We start from the raw sequence: 20539 nt of genomic DNA on the forward strand, positions 1-20539 counted from the left end.
GTCGCATCCATTTTAGTATCGCGCTCGGTAGGTCCCAGTAGTGACCGACTGGAACCAGTTCAAAGGCGATCGCGCGAACGCGGGCGTCCGTCGCGACCTCGAGGGACCCGTCCGGATCGAAGAGAGCTGGACGGCCGATCTCAGCGGCCCGATTCGATCGTCGCCGGTGCTCGACCGCGACACCGTCTTCGTCGGGACGAGCCACGGGAACCTGTTCGCGCTCGACCGCGAGACGGGCCGGCGACGCTGGGTGTTCGAGACGGCGCTCGCGATCGACGCGACGCCGGTCGTCACTCACGAGTTCATCTACTGCGGGACGGCGGACGGGACGGTCCACGCGATCGATCCCGGATCCGGCCAGGGCGTCTGGGAGGCGACGCTCCCCGGCGATCTCACGTCCTCTCTGTCGCTTTCTGAGGGCCGGCTGTTCGCCGGGCACGCCGACGGATCGGGACTGTCCGCGATCGACGCCGAGACGGGCGACCTGCTGTGGACGCACGAAACCGAGGGCTCGGTCGTCGGTGCTCCGGCGGTCGACGATGTGCGGGTCTACGCCGGTACGACGGACGAGACAGTATACGGGATCGCAATCGAGGGCGGCGAACCGGTGTGGGACGTGCCAGCTGACGGCGCAGTCGTCGACGGGCCGACGATCGCTGACGGGCTGGTGTACGTTCCGGACGCAGACGGCACCCTGCTCGCGCTTTCTGACGAGACTGGGCAGTCGTGGTTCACCTACGAGATTCGAGACGCCTTCAGTTCCTCTGCGACGGTCCTGCCGGCGGCGGAGGAGGACGACGAGAGTACGTTCGTTGGGGCCGACGACGGCTACCTCCACGTCACCGACACCAGCTTCGGCCGGCGCAAGGTTCGCGGCTGGCTGTTCTCGAAACAGGGCGTCGCCCTCGACGGCCCGGTTTCTTCGAGTCCGGTCGTCGCCGGCGACGTCTGTTTGGTCGGTGACGAGACGGGATCGCTGTACGGCGTCGACGTCGAGTCGTTCGACGTCCGCTGGTACTTCGGGGTCGACGGTGCGATCACGAGCACGCCCGCGATCGCGCCGGAACGATGCTACGTCGGCACCGACGCGGAGCGACTGTACTGTCTCGAGTGGTCCGCCGCCGGGCGACCCTCCTGATACAGACGCTCGGTTTCCCGGTTGCACCCTCGGTCGGTCGCGGCCTCGTCTCGTATAAATTCTCGTCAGACGATCAGGACGACCCGCTTCCTGCTGGCACTTTCACTTTCACTCTCCTGTTAACGAGGGTTTATGAAGGGGCCGGAACAACGGGGTAATATGGCAGACGTAGACCTCGAAACCCTCCCCGGCGTTGGACCGGCGACCGCAGACAAACTCCACGACGCAGGCTTTGACTCCTTCCAGAGTCTCGCCGTTGCCTCGCCGTCGGAGCTTTCGAACACGGCCGACGTCGGCGAGTCCACCGCCTCGGATATCGTCCGCGCGGCCCGCGACGCAGCCGACATCGGCGGCTTCGAGACCGGATCGACCGTTCTGGAGCGACGTAACGAGATCGGGAAACTGAGCTGGCACATCGACGAGGTCGACGACCTCCTCGGCGGCGGCATCGAAACCCAGTCGATCACCGAAGTGTACGGCGAGTTCGGCTCCGGGAAATCCCAGGTCACCCACCAGATGGCCGTCAACGTCCAGCTTCCCCAGGAAGTCGGCGGCCTCCACGGCTCCTGTATCTTCGTCGACTCCGAGGATACGTTCAGGCCGGAACGAATCGACGACATGGTCCGCGGGCTGCCGGACGAGGCGATCGAGGCGACCATGGACGACCGCGAGATCGAGGGGTCGGCCGACGACGAGGAGGCACTGGACGAACTCGTCGACGCGATCCTCGAGAAGATCCACGTCGCGAAAGCGTTCAACTCCAACCACCAGATGCTGCTGGCGGAGAAGGCAAAGGAACTCGCGAGCGAACACGAGGACTCGGAGTATCCCGTCCGCTTGCTCGCGGTCGACTCGCTTACCGCCCACTTCCGTGCGGAGTACGTCGGCCGTGGCGAGCTCGCCAACCGACAGCAGAAACTCAACAAACACCTCCACGACATCGACAAAGTTGGCAACCTCTACAACTGCGCCGTCATCGTCACGAATCAGGTCGCCTCGAATCCCGACTCGTTCTTCGGTGATCCGACCCAGCCGATCGGCGGGAACATCCTCGGACACAAATCGACGTTCCGCATCTACTTGCGCAAGTCCAAAGGCGACAAGCGGATCGTTCGCCTCGTCGACGCCCCCAACCTCGCCGATGGCGAGGCCGTCATGCGCGTACAGGACGAGGGGCTAAAGCCGGAATAAGGGTATCGGCGCGGTCCCAATCTCGTTTTTGCACTCGTTTCGTTCTTGACTCACTCGCTTCGTGGCTCGACCGACACGTCGACCGAATCGTCCCGCCCGCTCCATTCGACGGTCACGTCGTAGCCGTGGTAGCCGAACGTGAGCCGTCCAGTCCGACGCCGCATCCGGCCGTCGCCGGTCGGCGCAAACAGCGATTCGAGCGCCCCGGGATCGATCGCGTTCCACAGCGGCGGCAACGCCACCGGATCGACGCCGTCCGCGTCAGCGATGCAGGTGACGATCGCTTCGGTGATCGGCTCGGTCCCTGATGCTGTCGACGTGGTCGTGGGACTCATCGATACTGGTATCGCACGAATACGGAAAAAGGTATCCCAAAACTGCTTGAAGAGTGCGAGCGACACCCAAAACCGTGGCTCGGGAACGGGGACCTGTGTCAGTCTTCGGTAGTCGTCTTGTCGACGTCGAGTTCGCCCCGGTAGATCTCCGCACCGTCCTGTGCGACCTTTTCGGCGAGCACGGCGCACTTGACTCGCATCGGTGAAATGTCGACGCCGAGCATGTCGATGATGTCGTCGCGGTCCATCTCGAGGAGGTCGTCGATCGTCTTCCCGGCGAGTTTGCCCGAAAGCATGCTCGCTGAGGCCTGACTGATCGCACAGCCGTCTCCGGAGAAGGCGACTCGCTCGATGGTCTCCTCGTCGTCTGCGAGGCTGACGTCCATCCGAATCTCGTCGCCACACATCGGGTTCTCCCCGATGTGGGTGAAGGTTGGATCCTCGAGTTGCCCGTAGTTACGGGGGTTTTTGTAGTGGTCGAGGATCTGCTGTCGGTACATATCCGAGCCCAGTCCCATTGGTACGTACGGATATGCAGGTCGATTGTAAAAGCGTTCCGGGGCCCCTCCCCGGCAGTTCGGAAAACTGGTTACGTTCTCGGTCCGTTACATAAAAACAGCGGGTCGATCGCACGAGTACGTAACTACGTTCGGTTGCGACGCCGCTGACAGGGTCTGCGAGTACGTCTCCCGACGTCTCGAACGGGTCCCGTCCTGAACGGTCGACCGGCTTCTCGTACACGTGTTCTCACCCCGCCGCACCTCCGTCGATCGCTGGGAGAGAAATCTCCCGACGGCCGATCTGCGGACTCTCCCGGTCGGTCGCGCTCCCTGCAGTTACCGATCGCCAGCCGTCTCCGCGTCGAACTGGTCGAGATACGTCCGAACGAACGCCGCGCGATCGCCCCGACTGTCACGAACAGTGCGATCACCAGGACCTGCGTTCGGTGCATGTGCGCTTCGTTCCCAGGAGGACAATAAATATTTATCTATTACAAGTAGAGTTTACCTCGGGCGAGTTCGACGGGACGACTCCGGAGAGTCTTTCACTTGACCGACCAATCGCGTCCTCCGATCGGTTGGTGAATCTTCGATCGATCGAACTCGGACCGAACCCGGTCCGTCGCGCTTCTGATGGTACTCTTCGAGCGGTGATTCTTGAGTACACTCACGCGAACTGGGGGACGAGGTCCACGCAGATCTGGTGACGTCGTCGACCTCTCCTCGCACTCCGTTGTTCGCTGTCTCGCGGTTCCCGCTGGTCACCGCTCGCGTTCGAGGTGCGATACGCCTCGCTTACGCGAACAACTGTCGTGCGTCGTCGAGGGCGTCGATCAGCTTGTCGACCTCCTCGCGAGTGTTGTAGACGTAAAACGAGGCGCGGGCGGAGGCCGCGATGCCCAGTTTGTCGTGCAGCGGCTGGGTGCAGTGGTCGCCGGCCCGGATCGCGATCGTGTGGTCGTTGAGGATGGAGGTGAGGTCGTGGGCGTGGACGCCCTCGAGGTTGAAGCTGACGAGGCCGCCGCGATCGGGACCGCCCTCCGGGCCGAGAACGTCGACGTCGCCCTCTGCCTGGAGCTGGTCGTAGGCGTAGGCGGCCAGTTCCTCCTCGTGGACTCGGATGCGGTCCATCCCGATCTCTTCGAGCCAGTCGATCGCGGCGTGCAGCCCCACCGCTTCCGCAATGGGGGGCGTGCCGGGTTCGAACTTCCACGGGAGGTCGCCCCAGGTCGAGTCCTCGAAGGTAACCTTGCGGATCATCCCGCCGCCGTAGAGGTACGGCTCCATCGCCTCGAGCAGGTGTTCCTTGCCGTAGAGGACGCCGATTCCGGTGGGGCCGGCCATCTTGTGTCCCGAGAAAGCGTAGAAGTCGGCGTCGATTTCGCTCACGTCGACCGGACGGTTCGGGACGGCCTGTGCCCCGTCGATAAACGAGAGCGCGCCGTGGTCGTGAGCGATCTCGGTGAGTTCGCTGACGGGGTTGACGGTGCCGAGCGTGTTCGAAACGTGGACCGCCGAGACGATCGCGGTGTCGTCCGTGATGAGTTCGCGGGCGTGGTCCATGTCGAGGCGGCCGGAGTCGTCGACCCGGATGTAGCGCACGTCGGCACCGGCCTGGTGTGCTATCTGTTGCCACGTGACTAGCGAGGCGTGGTGTTCCATCTCCGTGAGGACGACCTCGTCGCCGGGACCGAGTTCGTTCAACCCCCACGAGTAGGCGAGCAGATTCTCGCTTTCGGTCGTGTTCTTCGTGAAGATGATCTCTTCGCGTCCCTCGGCTCCGATGAACTCCGCGACCCGATCGTGGGCTTCCTCATAGCGAACCGAGGCCTCCTGGCTGAGGTGGTGAATCCCGCGGTGGACGTTCGCGTTCGACTCCCGATAGTAGTCGCTCATCGCGTCGACGACCGGATCCGGGGTCTGGGTCGTCGCCGCGTTGTCGAGGTAGACGACCTGCTGGCCGTCGAACTCCCGTTCGAGAATGGGGAACTCCTCGCGGATCGCCGCGACGTCGAGGGACTCGAGATTCTGCTGACTCATTACTCGATAGGAGGGACGCCAGACAAAACACTCCTTCGGTCTTTCCCCCCATCCGTCGGTTACCGGGACTATCAGGCCGCGACTGTCGGTTGCACTCTCGGATTCTCCTCGATGGGCGTCTCGCTCGACCACTCTTCGACGAAGCGATCCTGATCAAAAAATTTCGGGTAGGGGTACTCGGCAGGCAGTAGCGCCGTCTGGCAGGTACTCAGTTGGCCTGCCGTGTGCATGAATAACACACTCTCGCATAAACGTCTGTCGCTGAGTCGCAACCGCGGAACCGACCTGAGATATCGTCTCACCGCCCATTACCTCTGTCGAAAGCTACGACGCCGGTCACTGCGCCACTTCGAGCACTCGCGCCTCGCAGTCCTCGCAGGTGATCGCGTACACCTCGTGGGACCGACAGCAGGATTCGACCGTCTCGGCGTCGATCGAGATCGGCCCGTCACAGCGCGGACAGCGCTCGACGAACGCGCGCAACCCGCCCACGAGGTGGCTGCGCTGCTCGATCGGCAACGATTCCCAGTCGGGAACGGCGTCGGCGAGGATCCGATCGCCCGCGAGGTCGGCCACGAGCGCCGCCTCGGACTCCCACCGGGCGGCCAGTCGGCCGTCGACGGAGGCGGTCGCGCGATCGGTCTCCGTTTCGACCGTTACCGACGCGGGTTTGGTTTCGAGGAAGTCCGCGACCTGCGACCGGCGATCGCCCTCTCGGATCGACTCGATCGCCTCTCGCCAGGCGGCGTCGAGGTCGTCATCCAGACAGAGATCTTCCTCGCCGGTGTCGGTCTGACACGGTGTGACGATCGCGTGTTCGAGAAAGAACGTCTCGGGGGTGATCGGCTCGGCGGGCTCGGGGCTTGCCGGCGACTGGCCCGCCCCGGTCTCGTTGTCGGTGTTGCTCGCCTCGAGCGCTGGGCCGCCGGGCTCGGGTGCCTTGTCGAATTTCGCGAGCAGCCACTCGGGAAAATACTGCTTTGTCAGCGTCGGCGTCCCCGGCACGAGATACCCCCGAAAATAGATCGCTGCCAGCGAGATGGCGAGGACGATCGAGCCGGCCAGCGGCGAGAGTGCGCCGACGATTACCGCGAGGACGGCCGCGATCGCGAGGTTGACCGCCGTACACGGGAGACATCGATTGTCGCCGGTGTACTCGGGCTGTCGAAGTCGATCGAGACCGCGAGTGCCGTCTGCCATACGGTATCGGTTCGCGGCGGTCTGGAAAAAGGTGCCGGCAAGTGCGATCGTGGCGGCGATCGAGTTTCGAGTCTCGATCGTTCGTCAGTCCATCCGCAGCAACTGGGCGTGGCGCGTCGCGCCCACGTCGAGGACGTTCGCCTCGTCGATGAACCCCTCCTCGACGGCGAGTGCGACCGCCTCGGTTCCGACGATGTTGGCGACGGTGGCTCGCGCCAGGCTGGCGACGACGGTCTCTTCGTCGACCGTTTCGCCGCCGTAGAACTCTTCGGTGACGGTCAGCGAGATCGCGTCGCTCTCGAACGTTTCGCCCAGAATCCCCTCGTCACAGACCGCGACCAGCATCCCCTCGGGCGTCTCGCGTTCGTTGACGATCATGTCGACAGTCACGCTATCGCAGTCTCCACTCGCCGTCGTCGTCCTGTTGGAGGCCGTCGCCTCCCTGCTGATCGCGCTGGCCACGCTGGCCCGTCGTGCCGGGATCGCCGCGCTGGCGCTGCTGTCCTCGTCCGCCCGTCGCACCGGAGGCTCCGCCCTGACCCTGCATCTCCGCGCGTTCCTCGACCACGCGCGCTTCGGCCCGCTCGCGCATCGCGGTCGCTTCGTCGGCGATCTCCTCTGCCTCCTCGTACTCGCCCAGTTCTTCGAGAATGCGGGCCTTCTCGTCCAGAACCTGCGCGTTTCGCATTCCCAGCCGAATCGCGTTGTCGATGCAATGGAGGGCCTCCTCTGCCAGCCCTCGCTCGGAGAGGAAAAACGCGCGGTTGTACCAGCCCTCGGCGAACCGATCGTCGATCTCGACGGCGCGTTCGGCGTGTTCCAGCGCCTGGGCCGTCTCGCCGAACTCCCAGAGAGCGTAAGCGAGGTTCGTCTCTGCCGTCGCCGCGTGTTCGCTCGAGTCGTCGATTCGCAGCGCCTCGCGGTGGGCACCGATCGCCGCATCGTATTCCTCGAGTTCGGCATGTGCGACGCCTTTATTGACCCGCGCTTCCTGTTCGGTGCGATCGTCCTCGGCGAACTGGGCGGCCCGCTCGAAGGCGTCGGTCGCCTGCTCGTAGCGGTTGATCTGCATGTAGTTCAACCCGACGTCGAGCAGCTCCGCCGCGTCGACGTCGTCGCTCCCGACGTTGTGCTGGTCGAGCATGTCGGTGAGTACGCGGGAGTCGACGGGGTCGACCTTCGAGGGATCGACGCCTAGCTCCGGCGGGTCCAGATCGAACTCCTCGTAGGAACTATCGACACCCTCGCCTTCGGAAAAGGGGTGTTCTCGATCGCCCTCTCGGTCAGTCATTATGGGATCGGAGGCGGCGACGACTGTTAAATCGTTTGTTCGCAGAATCGGCTTTCCCCTGCGGCGCGACCGCGTTCGGTTACGGTTGGTCGATTGTGACGCGAACGCGTTCGGCTACGCTTCTTCGACCGTGGCTCCGAGCGCGTTCGTTTTGACGCTTCGCAGCCCCTTCTTTGCACTGTGTTTGGCAGTGTAGCCGCCCCCACAGTCGGCGATGATGTCGCCGTTGTCGTGGCGGAGCCGCCAGCGCCATTTCTCTTCGGCGTCGCTGAAGATTTCGAATGTCGCCTTGCTCCCGCTTTCGTCGGACTCGACCGCTTCGTCTCTGGACTGATCAACTACGTGACCGCCCGCTGCGTTCGTTTTGACGCTTTCGATCCCCTGTTTGGCCTTCTGTTTGGACGCGTATCCCTCGCCGCTATCCGCGATGATGTTCCCGTTGTCGTGGCGGAGTCGCCAGCGGAACTCTCCGGCCTTGTCCTCGTAGAGCTGAAAGGTTGCTTTGCTCTCGTCGGCGTCGGTGTCGACGGAGCCGTCTTCTTCCGCCCAGTGCATCTCGATTTCGAGTCCAACCTCTCCGTTTTCGCGCTCGATTTCCACCTCGAAGTCGGCTTCGGCCGGCGGATCGAACGCGATCGTCTGGTCGTCGGTGACCGGTACTTTCTCACCGCGGTCCAGCCGTCGGGCAAGCCGGCGGAAAAACGTCGCGATCCCTCGTCGACTTCGCTTTTCATCAGATACGTGAATGGTTTCTTCGACCATATGATTCGCACTCACAGAGAAGACATATAATCTTGTTCCATACTGCGATGACACCGGCCGGGTTACAGATTCCCACCGAGTACTTTCGCAGCGACGAGGACGGGGTCCCACGTCGTGTTGAACGGCGGCGCGTAGGCGAGATCGTAGTTTTCCAGTTCGGAGACGGTCGTCCCCTCGGTGATCGCGGCGACGATCGCGTGACTGCGATGAACCGCGCCCTCGCCGTACTCGCTGACGAGGCTCGCGCCGAGAACGCGCCCGGAGTCGCGATCGGCGGTGAGCGTGATGGTGACCGCCCCGCCCTCGGGGTAGTAGCCCGCGCGCGATTTGGCCGTGATCGTCTTGCTGACGGGATCGAACCCCGCGTCGCGTGCCTCCCCGTGATCGATGATTCCCGTCCGGGCGGCTTCGACCTCGAACGCCTTGATCGCCGCCGTCCCGGCGATTCCGCCGCCCTCTGTGGGGGTTCCGGCGACGGTCTGGCCGATCGCCCGGCCGTGGCGGTTCGCGGTCAGCGCCAGCGGGACGTACGCCGCCTTCCCTGTGACGACGTGGGTTGCCTCGGCGCAGTCGCCGGCCGCGTAGACGTCCGGGACGTTGGTCTCGCGGTAGGCGTCGGTCGCGATCGCACCCGTTTCCCCGAGTTCGATTCCGGCGTCCTCGGCGAGCGTCGTTCTGGGACGGACGCCGGTTCCGAGCAACACCATGTCGACGGGGATGCGATCGGCGGCGGCGACGACCTCGATCGCTCCCTCGGCTCCGGCCGCCAGTTCTTCGACTCCGGCGTCGAGGTACAACACGACGTCCTGCTCGCGGAGGTGTTCCTCGACCGCCTCGCTCGTCGCCTCGCTGAAGACGGGGAGGACGCGATCGCTCCGCTGGAAGAGGTGGACCTCGAAGCCGTTGGCGGCCAGTGCCTCGGCCATCTCGATGCCGATGTAGCCGCCGCCGACGACGCCGACGGGACCGGTACACTCCTCTAAATACTGGCAGGCGGGGCCGCGATCGGGCTGTTGGAGCGACTCGCCCTCTCGCGCTCGGGCGACGTACTCCCGAAGTTCTTTCCCGTCGCTCATCGAGCCGAGGGTGTAGACGCCCTCGCGATCGGTGCCGTCGATCGGTGGGACCGTCGCCTCGGCTCCGGTGGCGATCAGCAGATGGTCGTAGGTCTGCGTGACGGTGTCGTCGTGTTCGGTCGCCCCCGCGCCGTCTACGCGCTCGGCCGTCACCGTTCGCTCCTCGGGATCGATCGCGACGACCTCGTGGCCCGTTCGCAGATCGATGTCGCGCTCGTCGCGGAATTCCTCGGGCGTGACGGAGACGAGGTGTTCGAGCGACTGGATCTCGCCTTTGATGTAGTAGGGCAGCCCGCACGCACCGTAGGAGACCCACTCGCCCTTCTCGAAGACGACCACGTCGAGGTCGGGATCGTCACGCTTTGCCTTGCTCGCGGCGGCCATCCCCGCAGCGTCTCCGCCGACGACGACGAACGTTTCGGTCATAGGCAGACGTTCGGCTTCGAGACACATTGCAGTAGTGGCGATCGTGCGCGGTGAGCGAACGAACGATTCGAAACCGAACGACTGCGTATCCGCAGTACCGCCGACCGTCAGTTCCCGAACTCGCTTGCGAGGTGGTCGACGACGGCGTCGGTCGTCACCACGTCGCCGTACTTCGCGTCGATGTCGAAGAGGTTCGCCCGGTGTGGTCCCTCCGCCCGATCGCCCACGGCGTCCGCTGGGACGATCGTCCGGTAGCCGTGCTGGAGGCTGTCGACCGCCGTCGCGCGGATACAGCCGCTCGTGGTCACGCCAGCGAGGACGAGCGTGTCGACGCGATCGGTCGTCAGTTCCGACTGGAGGTCGGTCCCGAAGAAGGCACTGGCGTACTTCTTGAGGATCACCCGTTCGCCGTCTTCGGGCGCGATCCGATCATCGACCGCGACGCGATCGGTGCCGAGTCGAAGCTCTTTGAGCGCGGGCACTTTCTCGACGAATCTGCCCGCGTCGCCGTAGGAATCCTCGAACGCGACGGTCGTGAAGTATCGCGGCAGGTCGTACGTTCGGAAGGCGGAGAGGAGCCGTTCGGTCGCCGCCAGTACGTCCTCGACGTCGGAGCCGAGGTTCGATTCCGGGTCCGTGAAGGCGTTGATGAGGTCGATGACGAGTAGCGCGGGCCGTTCTCCCATCCCGACGCGATCGCCGAACTCCCGTTCGTCGTACGTTGCTGCTGTCTCGTCGATCCAGTCCATGTGTGTTCGTGGTCTCAGTTGTGTCGATCGTCGAACTCGCGGCGCTCAGCGGCGATTCTGTCTGCGAGTTCGTCCTCCGGGGGAAGCGGGCCGTAGTCGAATTTGGGTGGGTCGTCGCGTTCCTCGCGCATGGTCGTTCGCCTCTCCTCGGTTGCGTCCTCGTCGACGGTGCCGTCTTCGAGGACGACGCCGTACTCCTCGCGGGCGTCCGCGGCGGTGACCAGTCCCTGCTGGACCTCCCGTGCGACGAGATCGGGATCGCGATCGAGCGGATCGCCCAGGCCGCCGCCGCCGGCGGTTCGGAAGACGAGTTTGTCGCCCGCCTGGACCGCGACGTTCTCGACTTTCGAGGGAAGTTCCTCCTCGCTGCCGTCGGCCCGGATCAGGTGCTTCTCGCTCGTTCCGCCGTATGTGCCGCCGTCGACGCCCCACGGGTAGGTGTGGGCGCGATCGTCCTGGAACGTGATCGCGCCGTCCTCCTCGAAGGTGTAGACCTTGGTGATGCCGTGGCCGCCCCGGAACTCGCCCGCGCCGCCGGTGTCGGCGCGCGTGCTGTACTCGTCGATCGAGAGCGGGTAGTAGGCCTCCTGGTACTCGGCGGGGACGGTCCGGAACAGGGGCCACCACGAGTGGCCGTCCAGACCGTCGCCGCCCGGTCGAGCAGGGATGCCGCCGTAGAGAATTTCGAGCATCTGGAAGTCGTTGCCCTCGGAGTCGGTGCCGGCGTAGACGAGGTTGGGCGAGGTGCCGTAACTGCCGGCGACGGAGAAGCCGTCGATCAGCTTCGAGAACGTCGCCTGCAGGACGTCGAACTGGCGGGCCATCAGCGGGAGGCGGTTGCCAAGCGGGGCCGGGAACTCCGGCTGGACGACGGATCCCTTCGGCAGGGTGACCTCGAAGAGGTCGTAGTAGCCGTCGTTGAACGTCAGCAACGGGTCGAAGGCCATGATGAGGAAGACCCCGGTGAACATCTTGAACATCTTCTCGTTCAGGAGGAAGTTCACCGTCCCCGGCACCTGCTCGTCGGTTCCGCTCCAGTCGAGGTGGACCGTGTCGCCCTCGCGGTAGATTTCGAGGTGGAGTTTGATCGGCCCGTTGCCCATCCCGTCGTCGTCGACGTAATCTTCGAAGGTGTAGCGTTCGCCCTCGGGGACGAACTCGCGAATGAGGTCGATCATACCCTCTCGCGTTCGATCGAGGATGGCGTCACAGCCCGTGAGATAGGTCTCCTTCCCGAACCGATCGCACAGTTCCTGTACGCGGGATTCCGCCACCGCCGTGCCGGCCGCCAGCGCCTTGATGTCGGCTTCGGCGTGCTGTGGGAGGCGCGTGTTGTGAGAAAACGTCCAGAGGAGTTCGTCGTCGAACTCGCCGCCCTTGTACAGTTTGACCGGCGGGAGGCGCATCCCCTCCTCGAAGACGCTTCTCGCCTGGACGGGCATGCTGCCGGGGGTTTTCCCGCCGACGTCCATCAGGTTCCCCCACTGGCTCGAGAACCCGACGAGGTCGTCGTCGTAGAAGATCGGCCGCAGTAACAGCATGTCCGGCGTGTGCGAGACCGCGCCGGCGCACATGTACGGGTCGTTGGTCGCGATCACGTCGCCGTCGTGCAGGTCGTCCCAGCCGAAGGGGGCGTTGTCGATGATCGTCTCGATCGCGCTGCCGAACTGCCCCATGACCATCCGCCCCTTCGGGTCCGCGATGAGCGGGAACTGGTCGGACTGTTCGCGGATGACCGGGCTGATCGCCGTCGTCTCGACGACGCGGTCCATCTCGTAGCGGGTGTTCGCGAGCGTGCTCTCGATGATGTCGAGGGTCGTTGCGTCGATGTCGTGGTCGCCCACGAACTCGGGCGTGGCGTCTTCGTGCTGGCTCATTGGGACTCACCTCGGGTGATTTCGAGATTCGCGTAGCGATCGACTCGCGCCGCGTGGTCGGGTTGCACGACGACCGTCGAGTCGTCGTCGGTGACGATCGCCGGCCCGTCGATCGCGTTTCCGGGTCGCAACTGCTCGCGATCGTAGATCGCGGTCTCGTGGTAGGCGTCGTCGAAGAACACTTCCTGACTCCCGACGCGGGCCGCGCTGGCGTCGTCGTCGCCGAGGTCGTGTTCTGGGAGGGTGACGCCCTCGACGGTTCCCTTTCCGATGACCCGGAGGTTCGCGATTTCGAGTGGCGCGTCGAGCGAGAAGCCAAAGCGCTGGTCGTGGCGGGCCTCGAAGTCGTCTTTGATCTCCGCGATGCCGGTGTCGCTGCGGAGGTTCGCCACGTCGACGGGGATGGACATCTGGACGTCCTGGCGGAAGTACCGGCAGTCGGCGGCGTACTCGAAGGTCTGGTCCGCCTCGGAGACGCCCTCGCTCGCGAGCCATTCGGCCGCCTCCGTCTCGAGGTCTCGGTAGGCGTCGTACACTTCCTCGCCGTCGACGTCCTGGTCGGTCCGCAGGTAGGTCTCGGAGAACTCGTTCTGGACGTCGCTGGTCAGGAACCCGAAAGCGCTCATCACGCCCGGTCCCGGTGGGATGATCAGCGGATAGGCGTCCATCACGTCCGCGAGCGCGTTGGCGTGCATCGGCCCGGCACCGCCGAAGGCGACGAGACCGAACTCCCGCGGATCGTAGCCGCGCTCGACCGAAACGACTCGCAGCGCGCTGTGCATGTTCTCGTTGACGATGTCGAGGATCGCCTGAGCCGCCTCTTCGACGGAACTGCCGCGCTCGTCTGCGATCGTCTCGATCGCCTCGCGAGCCGCCTCGCGATCGAGATCCATCTTGCCGCCGAGGCGGACGTTCGAGGGAATCCGCCCGAGGACGACGTTCGCGTCGGTCACCGTCGGCTCCTCGCCGCCGCGGCCGTAACAGGCCGGGCCGGGGTCCGCGCCGGCGCTTTCGGGACCCACCTGCAGCGAGCCAGAAAGCTGGACGCGGGCGATCGAGCCGCCGCCGGCACCGACCGTGTTCACGTCGACGGCGCGGGATTTGAACTCCCGGTAGCCGACTTTCGTCTGGCGGGTCGTCTCCGGGCTGCCGTCTTCGACGAGCGAGACGTCCGTCGACGTGCCCCCCATGTCGAGGGTAAGCACGTCGGGGACGCCTTTCTTGTCAGCGATGGTCGCCGCGCCGACGACGCCGCCGGAGGGCCCCGAGAGGGCGAGTTCGACGGGGCGGTGTTTCGCGGCCGCGGAACTCATCAGCCCGCCGTCAGAGCGCACGACGTTCATCGTCGCGGCGGAGCCGGCATCCGCGAGCGAGTCGTCGAGGTCGTCGAGGTACTGAATGACCTGCGGCCGCGCGTAGTCGTTGATCACCGTCGTCAGCGTCCGCTCGTACTCGCCGTACTCCGGAACGATCTCCGCGGAGATCGATACCGGAAGCTCCGGACACTCGTCTTCGATGATCTCACGAACCTGTCGCTCGTGGCTGGGATTGAGATAGGAGTTCAACAGCGCGACGGTCAGCGATTCGACGCCCGAGTCGTGGAGGTCGCGAACGGTCTTCCGTACCTCCGCCTCGTTGATTGGGTCCTGTTCTGTCCCCTCCGGCGAGGTGATTCGACCGCTGACGCTCCGGGTATCGACGAGGTCGGCCAGCGGGTCCGGCTTCTCCATCCCCATCCAGCCGTACAGCGGTCCGGGCGTCCACGCTCGCGCCAGGTGAAGGATATCTTCGTGTCCCTCGCTGGTGAGCAGGCCGACGCGCGAGCCCGTTTCCTCTAACAGCATGTTCGTCACCACCGTCGTCCCGTGAAAGAGCAGGTGCAGGTCCCCGACCGTGGTGTCGGCCTTTTCGACGGCCTCCCCGATACCGTCGATAACCCCCCTCGACGGGTTCTCCGGCGTAGAGAGCACTTTGTCGATCGTGAGTTCGTGAGTGTCCTCGTCGAAGACGATGACGTCGGTGAACGTCCCACCCACGTCCACGCCAAGATTGTGTGGCATATGGTATCAACGTCCACCATATCCACACCGTTTCGAGTAAGCGTTCTCCCAACCAGTGAGGGTCGTTTATATAGCTGCACGGTGGCTGCCGACATCGATCGAACCTGCTGGTCCCGATGGACTCACCTCTGCTGATCCCCCAGATCTCTCTTTTCGACCCCGTTCGACTCGATCGAGCGCCGTCCGGTACCCCGACTGCGATCGGCGGCTGCTCTCCGCGGATTCGGCCAGGAGTATATAAACAGCCAACACTGGGTGGAACAACTACCTTTCGTCGGTGCGTCGAGAGGGGTGACATGAGCGCACGAGAACGAACCGGTCCGCTCGACGGACTGCGGGTCATCGACATGTCCGGGATGATAAGCGGCGCGTTCGCGACGACGATGATGGGCGATTTCGGCGCGGACGTGGTGATGATCGAACACCCCCAGATTCCCGACCCGATCCGCGAGTGGCCCGAAAAGACCGACGACGGAATCTCCCTCTCGTGGAAATCACTCGGGCGAAACAAGCGGTGTATCACGCTCGATCTGGGCTCCGAGCGCGGCCGCGAGATCGCGCTCCTGTTGATCGAGGACGCCGACCTCGTCTTCGAGAACTTCCGCCCCGGAACGATGGAGCGGTGGGGACTCGGTCCCGAAGACGTCCGCGCCGTCAACGACGAGGCGATCATGGTTCGCCTCTCTGGCTACGGTCAGACCGGCCCGAAGTCCCAGAAGCCCGGATTCGGGACGATCGCGGAGGGAATTTCGGGCTGGGCCCACGCCAACGGCTTTCCCGATCGCGAACCGCTGTTGCCGCCGATCAGCCTGGCGGACCTGACGGCGGCCCAGTTCGCGATGCAGTCGGCCATGATGGCAATCTTCGAACGGGACGTGGGCCGCGGCGGCAGCGGCGAGGGACAGGTGATCGACGTCTCGCTCATCGAACCGCTCTGGCGGCTGTTCTTCGGCGAGGTCGAGGCCTACGATCGGTTCGGCCACGTCCGCGAGCGAACGGGGAATCGCCATCCAAACACCGCGCCGCGGAACATCTACGAGACCGCCGACGGCTACATGACGATGTCCGCCTCGAACCAGAAAATCTTCGAACGCGTGGCGAGAGCGATCGACAGGCCCGAACTGATCGACGACCCCCGGTTCGCGGACAACGAGACCCGCGTCGAGAACGTCGAAGAACTCGACGCGGCGATCGAAGCCTGGACGAAACAGCGTTCGACGGCGGAGGCGATCGAAATTCTGGAGGCGAACGACGCGATCGTCGGCCCGGTCAACGACATCGCGGACATCGCCGCCGACGAGCAGTACCGGGCCCGCGATAGCATCGTCGAAGTTGAGGACCCCGACGTGGGGACGATCGAAACCGCCGCTCCGGTGCCGAAGTTCTCCCGCACGCCGGGCGAGGTGGAGTTCCTTGGGCCGCGCCACGGCGAGCACAACGAGGAGGTCTATCTCGGCGAACTCGGGATGACCGAGTCCGACCTCACCGACCTGGAAGCCGAGGGGATCGTCTAGATGCACCTTTCGGACGTGACCCTTCGGGAGGGCGACCAGATGCCGGGGCGGGAGTACACGGCCGACCAGAAGATCGAGTGCGCTCGCGCGCTCGACGACCTCGGCGTGTCGTTCATCCAGCCGGCGTTTCCGGTCACGGGCGAGAAAGACCAGCGAGTCGTCACCGAACTCGCGGGGACGACCGACGCCGAGATCATCGCCCTGGCACGGGCGATCGAGGGTGACGTCGACGTCGCCGTCGACGCTGGTGCGGACGTGGTCGAAACGTTCGTCTCGGTTTCGGACCGACACCTCGAGCACCTGCTCGGCAAATCGCGCGAAGAGATGCTGACGATGCTCACCGAGACGATCGAGTACAGTCGCGATCGCGGCGTCACGCCCCATGTCACGCTCGCGGACGCCTTCCGGACGGACCCCGAGCAGTTGGTCGAGGTTTTCGAGACGATTCCGGACGTTCCCTTCGTCACGCTCGCGGACTCCGTCGGCGCGCGGACGCCGGCGACGGTGACGGCGACGCTCGATCGACTCGCGGAAAACATCGACCTCTCGCGGATCGGCGTCCACTTTCACGACGATCTGGGCTGTGGGACGGCAAACGCGCTGGCGGCCTTCCAGGCCGGCGTCGGGAAAGCAGACGTCAGCGTCGCCTCGCTGGGCGAACGCGCGGGCAACAGCGCGCTCGAGGAGGTGGTGGCTGCCTGCGCCGTCGACCTCGACGACGACCTGGGAATCACCACGGGTGACCTCATTCCCGTCTGCCGAGAGATTCTCGCGACGCTCGATGAGGACTACGGCGATCGAAAGGCGATCCTCGGCGAAGCGATCGCCGAACACGAGTCCGGCATCCACACCGCCGCGATGCTCAGCGACCCTGCTACTCTCGAACCGTTCGACCCCACGACCTTCGGCGGCAACCGCCGCCTCGTCTTCGGCCGGCCGACGGGGACCGACGGGGCGCGAAAACTGCTCGAACGCGCCGGGATCGACCCCGACGAGGAGACCGTCGCGGCGTTCAGATCGATCCTGGCCGATCGCGGCCCGGTCGATCTCGAGGAGGCGCTCGCGATCGCCAGTCGGGAGTTCACCGACTAACCGGGTGTCACGGAGTCGGCGGTCGCTCGGGCCGAACGGGTGATCGACCGGGTCGAATGGGCGGTCGACCGGACGTCGCGAGCCGATCATCGACTCCCGACCCTGTGGCGAACGCTTATTCTGTGTCAGGATCTATCACACAGAACACGCAGGAGAACTCGATGTTTCAGGCCGAAATTCACATTCAACAAGAGAAGGCGTGTGTCCTCAACGACTTTGCAGAACGGTTCGATACCGCATTCGACGTCGACATCGAGGAACTTCACGACAATCTCGTCACGTTCGTCATCCGTATCGAGACGCCTCGCGAGGAATACGCCGAGTTCTTCCGGGATTCGCCACAGGTCAAACACATCGATCGACTCGACGAAACCAGCTATCTCGTCACGAAACGCTCCTGTGGCGCGTACTCCGCGATCGACGGGAACCACGGCATCCTCCGGCGACAGAGCCGCGTGCTCGCGAACCGCCGCGTCTATACGGTGCTCTTTTTCCGCCGGGAGGATCTGCGGGCGATGATCGACGGGTTTAACGAAATCGGTACGGTGACGCTCGGCAAGGTGACGCAGTTTGCCGAATCGAAGTCGATGCTGACCGATCGACAACTGGAGGTCGTGACGTGTGCCCTCGAGGAAGGGTACTTCGAGTGGCCCCGCGAGATCAGCAGCGAGGAACTCGCCGCCGAACTCGGGATCAACCGGACGACGGCGCTCGAACACCTCCGCAAGGCCCAGTCGAAACTGCTCACCAGCGCCCTCGAAGAACACAGTCACGCACAGCCTCCTGACAGCGTGGACTCGTAGGCGATCGCCGGAAAATCGTACCGACACCTCCTCGATCCCTCATTCCGACACCCTCTGAACCCCACGTTCAATACTCGATGGCGCGAAGACAGTACCGAGTATGCGACTGTTCGTCAGCGTCGACCTGCCCGAGGAGTTCGCGGTCCCGATCGCAAGCCTCCAGAACGAGCTGTCGGACGCCAGCGGACTCACCGGTACCAACCCCGAGCAGGCTCACGTCACGCTGAAATTCCTCGGTGATGTCGACGAGGATCGCCTTCCCGAACTCCGGGCGGACCTCGCCGCCGCGATCGAAGACGCCGGCGTCGACCCCTTCACGGTCCGCTACGGCGGCCTCGGCGTCTTTCCCAGTCTCGAGTACATCAGCGTCGTCTGGGTCGGCGTCGAAGCGGGAAGCGAGGAACTCACGCGACTCCACGAGGCGATCGAGACCCGAACGACGGCGATGGGCTTCGACCCCGAGGATCACGAGTTCACGCCCCACGTCACGATCGCACGGATGAACCACGCCGGCGGAAAAGCGCACGTCCAGTCCGTCGTCAGGCGGCTGAGCGACGCCTCCGCGGAGGGTACGCAGGGACGCGAGAACGATGACCGCGCCGATACGATCGGTGAGTGTCGCGTCAGCGAGGTTCGACTCACCGAGAGCACCCTGACGTCGGACGGCCCGGTCTACTCGACGGTCGATCGGTTTTCCCTCGAGTAGCCGTCGGCTCGGATCGGTCCCTACCGAGCGGTCGTCGACTCGATCGGTCCTTTCCAAGTAACGTCAGACTACACGGAACATTCGGCTGGTAGATGGTCTGTAAGCCGGTATATTCACGAAATACAGTACAAACGCTGATACCGGGGTTCGATGTAGCGATTTCGAACGATGGGGTTCGTACCGGGCACGCTCGCAGACGTATCGATCGCCTCAATCGGGGGGAGACCGTGACAGTCGACCTAAACGAGGGCGACGCGAAGACGAATCCCGAACCAACAGATGACGGCGACGCTCCGGCCGAAGCGAACGACGATCGCGGCTTCGTGCCCGATCGATTCGTCACGCGCCGGGAGGTCGTGACCGCGATCGCCGGCGCGGCGGCGGCCTCTACCGTCGGCATCGGCGGCGCGAGCGGGACGACGGCGAGCCAGACGCAGCTTTCCGTCCGCGTCTATCCGGGCCCCGTGCCGCTTCGGGGCTGGGTTCGACACGGCTTCGAAGGAATGCGTCGGAACTGGCCGCCGCCGTTTCAGGACGCGCTCGTGGCGATCGAGGACGCCACAAATCAGGTACAGACGTACGCGCAGGAGCGTTCGCGGCTCGCGGACCTCGAGATTCGGGTCGAACGCGGAGGGCGGGTCCGGTACCCGATTTCAGCGGCCCCGCTATCGTCCGAGGCGATCGTTCCATCACGAACGACAATGCTCGACGTCGTCCGGGACCAACTTCGCGACCGCGACGTGGGATCGACGACGACCTGTCACGCGTTGCTGTGCTGGGCACCGTTTAATTACCGACTCGGCTACGGCGGTACCCACCCGGAGATTCCGCGTCTCGACAGTCTGCCTGGAGAGGGTGCCTACACCGCCGCCAACGTCGGTGCGACGGAGCTGTGGGACTCGCGAGCAGTGACGCGAAACATCGCGATCCACGAGGTACTACACACCGTCATTTCTCCCGATGTCGCTGCCGCCGTCGGCGGCAGTCGCTGCGATCACGATCTCGGAACCGCCGTTCGAGTCGACGACGAGACCCTCGAAATCTCCCCGATGGCGACGGCCTACGCCGGTCCCGATCGCCGCGGCGGCGGGACGCGCTGGCACGGAACCGGCTGTTACGACCACGACGAGTTCCACCGCCACGACGGCTACGAGGGGGTCGATCGGTTCACGTACACGACTCAGTTGAGCGAGGCAACGCTGGAAGCGGTGACGCAGTATCTCGAGGCACTGCGTTCTGAGCCGTGATCCGTTAACGAGCCGTGATCGGTCAACGAGCCGTGGGTCGGACGATCGCCGGCAAGATGGACAACATTTTAAGCCAGCATGGGCTACGTGGGGCTACTATGGGTAAGAAATCGAAGGGCAAGAAAAAGCGACTTGCCAAACTCGAGAACCAGAACAGCCGCGTTCCGGCCTGGGTCATGATGAAGACGGATATGAACGTCCAGCGAAACCCCAAGCGACGCAACTGGCGGCGTAACGACACCGACGAGTAATCATGAGTGCCAGTGATTTCGAGGAGCGCGTGGTTACCGTTCCGCTCCGTGACGTCAAGAAGGGGGCCAACCACGAGGCCGCCGACTACGCGATGCGACTCGTCCGCGAACACCTCGCGAAACACTTCGCCGTCGACGAAGACGCCGTTCGACTGGACCCCTCGATCAACGAGGCAGTCTGGTCGCAGGGTCGATCGAATCCGCCACGGAAGCTTCGCGTCCGCGCGGCCCGCTTCGAGGAGGACGGCGAAGCCGTCGTCGAAGCTGAGGTCGCAGAGTAA

Annotated in this window: 21 protein-coding genes; 9 read left to right on the forward strand and 12 right to left on the reverse strand. The window is 64.5% G+C overall.

Going from position 1 to position 20539, the window contains the following annotated elements:
- Nucleotides 1-40 precede the first annotated feature (40 nt).
- Both AC6I6L_RS07900 and radA read left to right on the forward strand, forming a co-directional pair.
- Nucleotides 41-1138, forward strand: coding sequence for an outer membrane protein assembly factor BamB family protein (locus AC6I6L_RS07900; RefSeq protein ID WP_497917199.1), 1098 nt, complete (start codon nt 41-43; stop codon nt 1136-1138).
- 159 nt (nt 1139-1297) lie between these two features.
- Complete coding sequence (radA, locus tag AC6I6L_RS07905) at nt 1298-2329, forward strand: DNA repair and recombination protein RadA (protein ID WP_497917200.1); 1032 nt, start codon at nt 1298-1300, stop codon at nt 2327-2329.
- 50 nt (nt 2330-2379) lie between these two features.
- Here radA and ddfA read toward each other — a convergent pair whose 3' ends face one another.
- The 12 genes from ddfA to AC6I6L_RS07965 all read right to left on the reverse strand — a co-directional run bounded on the left by ddfA (nt 2380) and on the right by AC6I6L_RS07965 (nt 14645).
- Nucleotides 2380-2664 carry a DdfA family disk-determining factor gene (gene ddfA, locus AC6I6L_RS07910; protein WP_497917201.1) on the reverse strand — a complete coding sequence of 95 codons (285 nt, stop codon included), beginning with the start codon at nt 2662-2664 and terminating at the stop codon, nt 2380-2382.
- 98 nt (nt 2665-2762) lie between these two features.
- Nucleotides 2763-3182: a Fe-S cluster assembly sulfur transfer protein SufU gene (gene sufU / locus AC6I6L_RS07915; RefSeq protein WP_497917202.1), complete on the reverse strand. Its 420-nt coding sequence runs from the start codon at nt 3180-3182 to the stop codon at nt 2763-2765.
- Nucleotides 3183-3959: 777 nt separating this feature from the next.
- Entirely contained in the window at nt 3960-5204 is a 1245-nt protein-coding gene (locus AC6I6L_RS07920) for an aminotransferase class V-fold PLP-dependent enzyme (RefSeq protein WP_497917203.1), read from the reverse strand.
- Nucleotides 5205-5275: 71 nt separating this feature from the next.
- Nucleotides 5276-5434 (reverse strand): hypothetical protein, encoded by a 159-nt coding sequence (locus tag AC6I6L_RS07925; protein ID WP_497917204.1) that lies wholly within the window; start codon nt 5432-5434, stop codon nt 5276-5278.
- 106 nt (nt 5435-5540) lie between these two features.
- Complete coding sequence (locus tag AC6I6L_RS07930; RefSeq protein WP_497917205.1) at nt 5541-6404, reverse strand: DUF8054 domain-containing protein; 864 nt, start codon at nt 6402-6404, stop codon at nt 5541-5543.
- A gap of 84 nt (nt 6405-6488) precedes the next feature.
- Nucleotides 6489-6782 (reverse strand): DUF424 domain-containing protein, encoded by a 294-nt coding sequence (locus tag AC6I6L_RS07935; protein ID WP_497917328.1) that lies wholly within the window; start codon nt 6780-6782, stop codon nt 6489-6491.
- A gap of 13 nt (nt 6783-6795) precedes the next feature.
- Nucleotides 6796-7695, reverse strand: coding sequence for a tetratricopeptide repeat protein (locus tag AC6I6L_RS07940; protein ID WP_497917206.1), 900 nt, complete (start codon nt 7693-7695; stop codon nt 6796-6798).
- Between the two features lie 114 nt (nt 7696-7809).
- Nucleotides 7810-8457: an HVO_2922 family protein gene (locus tag AC6I6L_RS07945; protein WP_497917207.1), complete on the reverse strand. Its 648-nt coding sequence runs from the start codon at nt 8455-8457 to the stop codon at nt 7810-7812.
- A gap of 62 nt (nt 8458-8519) precedes the next feature.
- Nucleotides 8520-9959, reverse strand: coding sequence for an FAD-dependent oxidoreductase (locus AC6I6L_RS07950; protein WP_497917208.1), 1440 nt, complete (start codon nt 9957-9959; stop codon nt 8520-8522).
- A gap of 107 nt (nt 9960-10066) precedes the next feature.
- On the reverse strand, nt 10067-10708 hold the full coding sequence (locus AC6I6L_RS07955; RefSeq protein ID WP_497917209.1) for an isochorismatase family protein: 642 nt from the start codon (nt 10706-10708) through the stop codon (nt 10067-10069).
- Between the two features lie 14 nt (nt 10709-10722).
- A complete protein-coding gene (locus AC6I6L_RS07960) occupies nt 10723-12585 on the reverse strand; it encodes a hydantoinase B/oxoprolinase family protein (RefSeq protein WP_497917210.1) in 1863 nt (620 codons plus the stop codon).
- Entirely contained in the window at nt 12582-14645 is a 2064-nt protein-coding gene (locus tag AC6I6L_RS07965) for a hydantoinase/oxoprolinase family protein (protein WP_497917211.1), read from the reverse strand. The genes AC6I6L_RS07960 and AC6I6L_RS07965 overlap by 4 nt, the downstream gene beginning before the upstream one ends.
- A gap of 296 nt (nt 14646-14941) precedes the next feature.
- On the opposite strand from AC6I6L_RS07965, the gene AC6I6L_RS07970 reads away from it, so the two are divergent.
- The 7 genes from AC6I6L_RS07970 to AC6I6L_RS08000 all read left to right on the forward strand — a co-directional run bounded on the left by AC6I6L_RS07970 (nt 14942) and on the right by AC6I6L_RS08000 (nt 20539).
- The gene (locus AC6I6L_RS07970) at nt 14942-16159 is read left to right on the forward strand and encodes a CaiB/BaiF CoA transferase family protein (RefSeq protein ID WP_497917212.1); all 1218 of its coding nucleotides are present in this window, start codon (nt 14942-14944) and stop codon (nt 16157-16159) included.
- Nucleotides 16160-17251, forward strand: a complete 1092-nt coding sequence (locus AC6I6L_RS07975) for a LeuA family protein (RefSeq protein ID WP_497917213.1) — start codon at nt 16160-16162, stop codon at nt 17249-17251.
- A gap of 122 nt (nt 17252-17373) precedes the next feature.
- Complete coding sequence (locus AC6I6L_RS07980) at nt 17374-18054, forward strand: helix-turn-helix domain-containing protein (protein WP_497917214.1); 681 nt, start codon at nt 17374-17376, stop codon at nt 18052-18054.
- Between the two features lie 100 nt (nt 18055-18154).
- Nucleotides 18155-18760, forward strand: a complete 606-nt coding sequence (gene thpR, locus AC6I6L_RS07985) for an RNA 2',3'-cyclic phosphodiesterase (protein ID WP_497917215.1) — start codon at nt 18155-18157, stop codon at nt 18758-18760.
- A 356-nt stretch (nt 18761-19116) separates the two neighbouring features.
- Nucleotides 19117-20007, forward strand: coding sequence for a hypothetical protein (locus AC6I6L_RS07990; RefSeq protein WP_497917329.1), 891 nt, complete (start codon nt 19117-19119; stop codon nt 20005-20007).
- A 98-nt stretch (nt 20008-20105) separates the two neighbouring features.
- Nucleotides 20106-20258 (forward strand): 50S ribosomal protein L39e, encoded by a 153-nt coding sequence (locus AC6I6L_RS07995; RefSeq protein ID WP_497917216.1) that lies wholly within the window; start codon nt 20106-20108, stop codon nt 20256-20258.
- A gap of 2 nt (nt 20259-20260) precedes the next feature.
- Entirely contained in the window at nt 20261-20539 is a 279-nt protein-coding gene (locus tag AC6I6L_RS08000; RefSeq protein WP_497917217.1) for a 50S ribosomal protein L31e, read from the forward strand.

The organism is Halosolutus sp. DAT137, from assembly GCF_059736405.1.

What these genes read in the sequence shown, in the direction of transcription:
- AC6I6L_RS07920 (WP_497917203.1), bottom strand. Translation starts at nt 5,204, where the DNA reads ATGAGTCAGCAGAATCTCGAGTCCCTCGACGTCGCGGCGATCCGCGAG.
- AC6I6L_RS08000 (WP_497917217.1), top strand. Translation starts at nt 20,261, where the DNA reads ATGAGTGCCAGTGATTTCGAGGAGCGCGTGGTTACCGTTCCGCTCCGT.
- thpR (WP_497917215.1), top strand. Translation starts at nt 18,155, where the DNA reads ATGCGACTGTTCGTCAGCGTCGACCTGCCCGAGGAGTTCGCGGTCCCG.
- AC6I6L_RS07965 (WP_497917211.1), bottom strand. Translation starts at nt 14,645, where the DNA reads ATGCCACACAATCTTGGCGTGGACGTGGGTGGGACGTTCACCGACGTC.
- AC6I6L_RS07955 (WP_497917209.1), bottom strand. Translation starts at nt 10,708, where the DNA reads ATGGACTGGATCGACGAGACAGCAGCAACGTACGACGAACGGGAGTTC.
- AC6I6L_RS07930 (WP_497917205.1), bottom strand. Translation starts at nt 6,404, where the DNA reads ATGGCAGACGGCACTCGCGGTCTCGATCGACTTCGACAGCCCGAGTAC.
- sufU (WP_497917202.1), bottom strand. Translation starts at nt 3,182, where the DNA reads ATGGGACTGGGCTCGGATATGTACCGACAGCAGATCCTCGACCACTAC.
- AC6I6L_RS07970 (WP_497917212.1), top strand. Translation starts at nt 14,942, where the DNA reads ATGAGCGCACGAGAACGAACCGGTCCGCTCGACGGACTGCGGGTCATC.
- AC6I6L_RS07950 (WP_497917208.1), bottom strand. Translation starts at nt 9,959, where the DNA reads ATGACCGAAACGTTCGTCGTCGTCGGCGGAGACGCTGCGGGGATGGCC.
- AC6I6L_RS07940 (WP_497917206.1), bottom strand. Translation starts at nt 7,695, where the DNA reads ATGACTGACCGAGAGGGCGATCGAGAACACCCCTTTTCCGAAGGCGAG.
- AC6I6L_RS07975 (WP_497917213.1), top strand. Translation starts at nt 16,160, where the DNA reads ATGCACCTTTCGGACGTGACCCTTCGGGAGGGCGACCAGATGCCGGGG.
- AC6I6L_RS07995 (WP_497917216.1), top strand. Translation starts at nt 20,106, where the DNA reads ATGGGTAAGAAATCGAAGGGCAAGAAAAAGCGACTTGCCAAACTCGAG.
- ddfA (WP_497917201.1), bottom strand. Translation starts at nt 2,664, where the DNA reads ATGAGTCCCACGACCACGTCGACAGCATCAGGGACCGAGCCGATCACC.
- radA (WP_497917200.1), top strand. Translation starts at nt 1,298, where the DNA reads ATGGCAGACGTAGACCTCGAAACCCTCCCCGGCGTTGGACCGGCGACC.
- AC6I6L_RS07960 (WP_497917210.1), bottom strand. Translation starts at nt 12,585, where the DNA reads ATGAGCCAGCACGAAGACGCCACGCCCGAGTTCGTGGGCGACCACGAC.
- AC6I6L_RS07925 (WP_497917204.1), bottom strand. Translation starts at nt 5,434, where the DNA reads ATGCACACGGCAGGCCAACTGAGTACCTGCCAGACGGCGCTACTGCCT.
- AC6I6L_RS07945 (WP_497917207.1), bottom strand. Translation starts at nt 8,457, where the DNA reads ATGGTCGAAGAAACCATTCACGTATCTGATGAAAAGCGAAGTCGACGA.
- AC6I6L_RS07935 (WP_497917328.1), bottom strand. Translation starts at nt 6,782, where the DNA reads ATGATCGTCAACGAACGCGAGACGCCCGAGGGGATGCTGGTCGCGGTC.